The organism is Kitasatospora sp. NPDC053057, assembly GCF_044546945.1.
In the GTDB taxonomy this organism is placed as follows: domain Bacteria; phylum Actinomycetota; class Actinomycetes; order Streptomycetales; family Streptomycetaceae; genus Kitasatospora.
On sequence record NZ_JBITZP010000048.1, the window covers coordinates 48963 to 56412 of the forward strand.

Below are 7450 nucleotides of genomic sequence, written 5' to 3' on the forward strand. Positions count from 1 at the left end.
CTCGCCGCGCTCGGCAGGGGCATTCGCCCACCCGCGCCTCTCGATGACTCGCTCGCTTCGCTCGCTCATGCGCCCACCTCGCCGCGCTCGGCAGGGGCATTCGCCCACCCGCGCCTCTCGATGACTCGCTCGCTCATGCCTCCTCCCCCAGCAGCTCGGAGAGGTCGTCGACGACCACCGTGGCGCCGTCGCGGCGCAGTTCGGCGGCCTGCCCGGTGCGGTTGACCCCGACCACCGCGCCGAAGCCGCCGGCCCGGCCGGAGGCGACCCCGGCGAGTGCGTCTTCGAAGACGACGGCGTGCGCGGGTTCGACGCCGAGCTCGCGGGCGGCGTACAGGTAGGTGTCCGGGGCGGGCTTGCCGGGCAGGGCCTGCTGCTTGGCGACCACGCCGTCCACGATCAGGTCGAAGAGGTCCAGGATGCCCGCCGAGCGCAGCACGTCCCGGCAGTTGGCGCTGGAGGAGACCACCGCGCTGGGCAGCCCGAGCGCGCGCAGCCGGCGCACGTAGGCGACCGAGCCCTCGTACGGCGCGACGCCCCGCTCGTGGATCAGCCGCAGCACGGTGTCGTTCTTGGCCCGGCTGATCCCCTGCACGGTACGGGCGTTCGGCGGGTCGTCCTCGGTGCCCTCGGGCAGGTCGATGCCCCGGCTGTGCAGGAAGGCCCGGGTGCCGTCGAGGCGTGGGCGGCCGTCCACGTAGGTGTCGTAGTCGGTGACGGCGTCGAAGGGGACGAACTGCCCGCCGGTGCGGGCGGCTTCGGCGCGCAGGAAGGTGTCGAAGGTGTCCTTCCAGGCCGCGGCGTGCACCGTGGCGGTCTGGGTGAGCACCCCGTCGAGGTCGAAGAGGAAAGCACGGATGTCGTCCGGTAGCCCCAGCATGGGTGCAGTCTGCCCCGGGAACGCGGGGGAAGCCGCCCATTCCCGGCGGCGCGTCGCGGGAAGAGCGGCTTCCGGTCGCCGCTGCGGGTTCGGGTGCGGGATCAGGGCGAGTCGGGCAGCTGGGCCTCGGGCGCCTGGATGACGGCGAAGACCGCGCCCTGCGGGTCCTTGACCACGGCCATCCGGCCGGACTGCATGTCGAACGGCGGCTGGATCACCGTGCCGTTCCGCTTGACCACGGCGTCCACCACGGAGTCGGTGTCGTCCACCGAGAAGTACGGCATCCAGTGCGAGGGCGTGCCGGCCCCCAGGTACTTCGGGATCTCCTGCATGCCGCCCACCGTGCGGTCGCCGACGTTCAGCGAGTAGTAGCCGTCCATGCCCTGGATGGTGGCCGGGCGCAGGCCCAGGGCCGGCTGGTAGAAGCGGCCCGCCGCGGTGGTGTCGGCGGTGTTGAGCTCGTTCCAGACCAGTGCGCCGGGCTCGTTGACCACGCCCGCGCCGATGAAGTCCATCGCCTGCCAGACGCCGAACACCGCGCCGGTCGGGTCGGCGGCGACCAGCATCCGGCCGATGGTGCCGACGTCCATCGGGTCGTACAGGACCGTGCCGCCGGCCCCGACGATGGCCGTCTTGGCCGCGTCGACGTCGTCCGAGGCCAGGTAGGTGGTCCAGGCGACCGGCGGCAGCGGCTGGCCCTCGGGCCCGGACTGCGTCATGATCCCGGCGACCGGGCGGCCGCCCAGCGTGCACACGGCGTAGCCGCCGAACTCGGCCGGGCCGATCTCGCCCTGCCAGCCGAACAGGTCGCGGTAGAAGTCGAGCGCGGCCTGCTGGTCGCTCGCCATCAGGTCGATCCAGCACGGGGTGCCGGGCTTGTACGGATCGGTCACTACGGGCATTGCTGGGCCTCCCGGAGGCGGTGGTGGCCGGCTGTGGTCGTCGGGCGGGCGGGGGCGCCGGCCCGACCGGTACGGCCGTCCGCGCGGACAGCGGTACGACGGAGGTACACCGCCCACCTTCGGTCCGCCGCCGCGTTCCCGCCACCGGACGGCGCCCTGGCGGGCGACCGGCGGCCCGGAGGCCACCGGCGGGTCACTCCTCGTCGTGGCGCATCACGGTGACGAAGTACGGCTGCACCTTGCCGCTCTGCGCGTAGTCCTTGAGCCGGACCAGCAGTTCGGCCCAGGTGCCGGCCACCATCGGGACGCCCTCCTCGCTGCCCGGCTGCCAGCCGCCGTGCCGGAACAGCAGCCGGGTGCGGTCGGGCGCGTCGGGCTGGTCGGCGAGGTCCCAGCTGATCCAGGTGCCGGCCCAGTGCGGCGGGAAGGCCCCGGCGTTGGCCCACAGCACCCGGTCCAGGTCGGCCCGCTCGCGGCGCAGCCGGAACGGCTCGGGCACGCCGGGGAAGTCGAAGAGCAGCACGTCGCCCTCGCGGTCCACGCCGGTGGTCCACCAGCTGGTCAGCCCGTCGTGGGTGTTGAGCGCGTCGAGCACGGCCGTGCGGGGCGCGGCGATGTCGATCTGCATGGCGATCTCGGGCATGGGGTCCGCCCTTTCGATGACCGGGGCCCCCTCTACGGCCCACGATGGCACGACCCCCGGGGCCACGCGCTCCGGGGGTCGTGCCGTCGGTAACGGGCGGGCGCGGTCAGCCGCCGCTGCCGTAGGTGGTGTTCGCGCAGATGTCGTCGTCCGCCGAGCGGGCGTCGTTGGTGACGGTGGTGGGCAGCGGCTGCGGGGGCGTCTGGGTGCCCGGGGTGGTGCTCGCGGTGCCGCCGGTGGTCGTCCCCATGCCGCTGGCCGCGGCGAAGTCCTGGCCGACGATCACCGAGATGCCCCGCGCGCTGCTGGGCTCCAGGCTGGCGCCGGGGAACAGTGCGGCGACCTTCTCCGCGTTCGTCTTCTGGCTGGAGCTGTACTCGATCGTGGTGGTCTTGTACTTGGTGTTCGGCCCCTGGCCCGCCGTGCTGGCCGTGAACTTGGCGCCCTTCAGCAGGTCGGTCGCCTTGCCGGCCAGGCCGTTGGCGAGCGTGCCGTTGTAGACCGCGACCTTGATCGAGGCGTTGGAGGCGTCCCCCGCCGGGGCGGTGGGCGTGCTGGGCGCGGCCTGCTGCGGGGCGGCGCTCGGGCTGGCGGCGGCGTCCGGCTGCTGGCCGGTGGCGTTCTGGCCGTCGATGGTCTGGTCGGCCTTGAGGATGTCCCAGAGCTTGTTGGCGTCCGGCTGGACCAGGTCGATGTTGGCGTCCTGGGTGCGGTAGCGCCAGGGCGCCGTCACGAACTTGAGGTCGTGCATGTCGATGTTCTTCAGCGACAGGCCGAAGGAGAGCAGCTTGTCCGCGGAGTCCAGCCCCGGGTCGACGGTGAGCGACTTGGTCGCCGCGTCGGCCAGCGGCAGCAGGTTGGTGGGGCTCAGCCCCTCCTTCTTCATCTTGGTGGCGAGCGAGCTCATGAAGGCCTGCTGGCGCTTCATCCGGCCGATGTCGGAGCCGTCGCCGATGCCGTGCCGCAGGCGGACGTAGTCGAGCGCCTGCTGCCCTTCGACGGTCTGCTTGCCCTGCGGGAGGACGAGGTTGCCCTTCTTGTGCAGGTTGGGGTTGATGTCGCCCTCGTAGATCGCCTTCGGCAGGCAGACGTCCACGCCGTTGACGGCCTTGGTCATCGCGGCGAAGCCGTTGAAGTCGACCACGATGGTGTGGTCGACCCGGATGCCGGTGACCTTCTCCACGGTGTTCTGGGTGCAGGCCGGGTTGCCGCTGTCGCTGCCGCCGACCGAGAAGGCGGCGTTGAACAGGTCGTTCCCGCCCTTGGTCCACTTGCCGTTGGGCAGCTTGCAGGACGGGATCGGCACGATCGTGTTGCGCGGGATCGAGATGCCGACGGCGTGCTTGTGGTCGGCATAGACGTGCAGCAGGATCGTGGTGTCCGAGCGGGCGCCGCCGTCCTCGCCGCCGCCGAGGTCGGAGTTGTTGCCGCCCCGGCTGTCGGAGCCGATCAGCAGGACGTTGACCGGCTTGTTGCCGTCGGCGTCGGCCTTGGCCTCCGGCGGGCGGTCGGTGGCTATCGCATCGGCGTCGAAGGACTTGATGTTGGCGTTCAGCTTGTAGTAGATCGCGCCGCCGGTGCCCGCGATCAGCACCAGCACGCCGGCCGCCGACCAGGCCACGATCTTCTTCACGTTCTTCTTGGGCTTGGCGCCGCGCCGCGCGGCCGCCCGTCCGCCGGACCCACCGTCCGCCGCGCCGCCGCCCTTGCCCTGCGCGGCGCGACGGGCCTCGGCCCGGCCGCCGGAACGCGGCGAGGGCACGGTGCCCGGTGTACCTTCCGCCGGGAGCGCGTCGGGCGCTTCCTCGCCCCGAGCCGGGCTCTCGCCCCTCCGACCTGACATGCGCGTACCTTTCACCGACGGAAGCGACGCCCCGGACGATCTGGCGCACCGCACAGGGGGAGACGGACCGGACCGCTCCCTGGTTGTACGTACGAAGGTCGATACAGAACGACCATCGCGGCTTCCGATCATATTGAGATCAGATAAGAACACTGGCCTTCGGTACACCAATGACCCCGGCGGGGAACGGCTGATCCCGCTCCAGACCATCCGAAAACGCCCGATTCGGACGGGTCGCCGCCGACCGGGTCAGAAGACGCAGGGGATGCCGCCGTCGGACTGGGCCTCGACCTTGGGACCCTGCATCGCCACGTTGGCGGCCGGGTCGCTCGGCGCGGCACTGGGGGCGGCAGGGCGGTCGGAGGCGACGCCGTCGAAGGAGGTGCCGAGGGTGACCACGACGTGGCCGGCGCCGGCCGAGGAGGACTCGGTGGCGGTGACGCCGTAGCGGGCGGCGATCTGGTCGGCTGCCTCCTTGGCGCCCTTGCCGTAGGTCACCGTGGTGGTCTTCGGCTTGGTGTGCGCCGGGCCGGTCGTCCCCTGTTTGAAGCCCAGGCCGACCAGGACCTTGGCCTCGCCGGCGGAGGACACCCCGGCGGCGGAGGAGGCGTTGAACACGTCCACCGTGGCGGGGGCGGCCGCCTGGGTGGCCGTGGCGGTCTGTGTCGGCGCCTGGGTGGCGGTCGGATCACCGCTCGGGGTGTCGGCGGGGGCGGGCGCGGCGGCGTCGGCACCGCCGAACACCTGCTTGACCACCTTCTGGATCTTCGCCGGGGTGACCAGGTTGACGTCCTGCGGCGGGTCGCCCCGCTTGGCCCCCGTGTCGTAGGTCAGCGTGTTGAACTCGACGTTGCCGCCGGTGAGGGCCGGAGCCTGCTGGGCGAAGTCGAGGATGTTCCACTCGTTGTCGATGACCAGGTCCTTCTGCACCACGCCGAACAGCTTCTGCATCGCCCCGAAGTCGCCGATGACGCCCTGCTGCTTGAGCTTGTGCATCACCGAGGAGATGAAGGCCTGCTGGCGGTGGGTGCGGGCGAAGTCGTCCGAGTCTCCGTGGCCGTCGTTCAGGTTGTGGCGCTGGCGGACGAAGGAGAGCGCGTCGGCGGCGTTCAGATGGCTGACGCCGGCCGGGAGCTTGAGCCCGGTGCCGCTGCCCTCGTGGGTGGCGGTCCTGGCGATGATCGGGTCGTCCACCGGGTGGGTCAGGCAGACGTCGATCGGCTGGAGCTGCTCGGCGATGTCGTAGAAGCCCATCAGATTGACCTCGGCGATGTGGTCCACCGGCTGGTCGACGAACTTCTGCACGGTGCGGATGGTGGCCGCGCGGCCGGCGTCCCGGCCGGCCTTCTCCAGGTCGGCGCCCTTGAGGCCCTTGGCCTTCGGGCTGTCATTGAACGCCTCCTTGGCGTTGCCGTAGGCCTCCTTGATCTTGGCCATGCCCATCTCCTTGCCGTCCCCGTTGAAGGTCATCACCCAGTCGTCGCGGGGGATCGACACCGCCTGCACCTTGCCGCCGCCCGCCGGTATGTGCAGCAGGATCAGCGAGTTGGTGTTGTAGCCGCCGATCTTGGAGTCGGCGCCGGCGTGCAGCTCGTTCTGGACGATGGCCGGGTCGACGTCGGAGCCGTCCATGTTCTTGCGGCTGTCCAGGCCGATCAGCAGCAGGTTGACCGAGTTGTCCAGGTGCTTGGGGGCGTCCTTCTTCGTCTGCTCGATGACGCTCGACGTGGTCATCCCGTCCGTGAGGGACGTGTACTCGTACCAGACCACCCCGCTGGCCGCGAACACCGCGAAGCCGACCGTGCAGGCCACCACCCGGCCCGCGATCAGCAGCGGCGAGCGCGACCCGCCGCCGGAGGCCTTGCGGGCGGCGGCCCGGCCGCTCTGCGGCGGCTGCTCGGCGTGCGGCGGCTGCTCGGCGTTCTCGGTCATGGCTCCCCCGGTCCCGGACCGACGGTCGGCCCGCCCTCGACAGGTCTGTCGCAGCCCAGCGAAACACACAAATGGATCAAGCCAAAGCAGTTCGACGTCAAATTGCCATCACTGGGACCGTTTTGAGGTCCGATCACACCGCCCCGGGCAGGCCGGTGACCTGAGACTGCTACGCAGGAAGGCCCTCGTCCGGGAAGGCGGGGGCCTTCGGGAGCTTCGTCAAGTCTTGTACTCAGTAGTGCAATTGACTCCCCAACATTCCAGCCGCACTCTTGCCGGGCTCATGACAGTCGGCAATTCTGTACTGCCACCCCTCAACGGCCGCCCCACGGCCGGGTTGGCGCGTGAACCTCCTGCTCGTCCCCCACGAAGGAGCCAGCATGCGCAAATTCCTGATCCGCCTCGCCACCCTCGCGGCTACAGCCACCACCCTCGCCGCGCCCGCGGCACCGACCACCGCGGCGGCCGCCCAGAGCCTGTCGTTCCGCCCTCTGGCGTACAACACCAATGGCTACAACTGGGGCGGCTACGCCGCCACGGGCAGCGGCTTCACCTCGGTCTCGGCGTCCTGGACCGAGCCGGACGCGACCTGCAACTCCACCAACGACCTCTACGCACCCTGGGTCGGCATCGACGGGTACGGCTCCTCCACCGTGGAGCAGACCGGCGTCGCGACCGACTGCTCCAGCGGCAGCCCGGTCAACCAGGCCTGGTACGAGATGTACCCGGCGAACCCGGTCTACCTGAGCCTCAGCTCGTACCCGGTGTCGGCCGGCGACCACATCAGCGCGTCGGTGACCTACGCCGGGAGCAGCAGGTACACCCTCAAGCTCACCGACTCCACCCGCGGCTGGACCTACAGCACCACCAAGTCCCTCTCCGCGCAACGGACCAGCGCCGAGGTCATCATCGAGTCGCCGACCGGGTCCTACCCCAACTTCGGCACGCTGAGCTTCACTTCGGCCACCGTCAACGGCAAGTCCCTCGGCTCCTACAGCCCCGTCGCGCTCGACCCCAGCTCCAACGGCGTCTTCGAGGCCAGCACCAGCGGACTCGGCTCCAGCGGCACCAGCTTCACCGACACGTTCCTGGCGGAGTAGCCACCGTACGCACGGAGCGAGGAGCGGGAAGTGGGGCCGCCCCCCCCCCGGCGGGGGGGGCCCCGGGGGGGGCCCCCCAGTGCCGCCGGAAAACACAAAATATAACGCCGCCCCAGGCCAAACCAAGCCGCGGCCCCCGCCCCTCGGGCG

The 7450-nt window shown here is 71.0% G+C and carries 6 protein-coding genes; 1 reads left to right on the forward strand and 5 read right to left on the reverse strand.

The genetic code is table 11. The features are described 5' to 3' along the window. Positions 1–133: 133 nt before the first annotated feature. The 5 genes from ACIG5E_RS33510 to ACIG5E_RS33530 form a co-directional block, all read right to left on the reverse strand. A complete protein-coding gene (locus ACIG5E_RS33510; RefSeq protein WP_396539976.1) occupies positions 134–880 on the reverse strand; it encodes an HAD family hydrolase in 747 nt (248 codons plus the stop codon). 101 nt (positions 881–981) lie between these two features. After that, positions 982–1782 carry a VOC family protein gene (locus ACIG5E_RS33515; protein WP_396539978.1) on the reverse strand — a complete coding sequence of 267 codons (801 nt, stop codon included), beginning with the start codon at positions 1780–1782 and terminating at the stop codon, positions 982–984. A 193-nt stretch (positions 1783–1975) separates the two neighbouring features. Continuing rightward, entirely contained in the window at positions 1976–2425 is a 450-nt protein-coding gene (locus ACIG5E_RS33520) for an SRPBCC domain-containing protein (protein WP_396539980.1), read from the reverse strand. A 106-nt stretch (positions 2426–2531) separates the two neighbouring features. Next, on the reverse strand, positions 2532–4187 hold the full coding sequence (locus ACIG5E_RS33525) for an LCP family protein (RefSeq protein WP_396539982.1): 1656 nt from the start codon (positions 4185–4187) through the stop codon (positions 2532–2534). Between the two features lie 330 nt (positions 4188–4517). Continuing rightward, positions 4518–6200: an LCP family protein gene (locus ACIG5E_RS33530; RefSeq protein ID WP_396539984.1), complete on the reverse strand. Its 1683-nt coding sequence runs from the start codon at positions 6198–6200 to the stop codon at positions 4518–4520. A 380-nt stretch (positions 6201–6580) separates the two neighbouring features. Here ACIG5E_RS33530 and ACIG5E_RS33535 point away from each other — a divergent pair, with 380 nt between their 5' ends. Further along, positions 6581–7300, forward strand: a complete 720-nt coding sequence (locus ACIG5E_RS33535; RefSeq protein WP_396539986.1) for a G1 family glutamic endopeptidase — start codon at positions 6581–6583, stop codon at positions 7298–7300. Positions 7301–7450 lie beyond the last annotated feature (150 nt).

Bases quoted from the DNA above. Each gene is read 5' to 3' on its own strand.
- ACIG5E_RS33510 (WP_396539976.1), bottom strand. From the start codon at position 880: ATGCTGGGGCTACCGGACGACATCCGTGCTTTCCTCTTCGACCTCGAC.
- ACIG5E_RS33515 (WP_396539978.1), bottom strand. From the start codon at position 1,782: ATGCCCGTAGTGACCGATCCGTACAAGCCCGGCACCCCGTGCTGGATC.
- ACIG5E_RS33520 (WP_396539980.1), bottom strand. From the start codon at position 2,425: ATGCCCGAGATCGCCATGCAGATCGACATCGCCGCGCCCCGCACGGCC.
- ACIG5E_RS33530 (WP_396539984.1), bottom strand. From the start codon at position 6,200: ATGACCGAGAACGCCGAGCAGCCGCCGCACGCCGAGCAGCCGCCGCAG.
- ACIG5E_RS33535 (WP_396539986.1), top strand. From the start codon at position 6,581: ATGCGCAAATTCCTGATCCGCCTCGCCACCCTCGCGGCTACAGCCACC.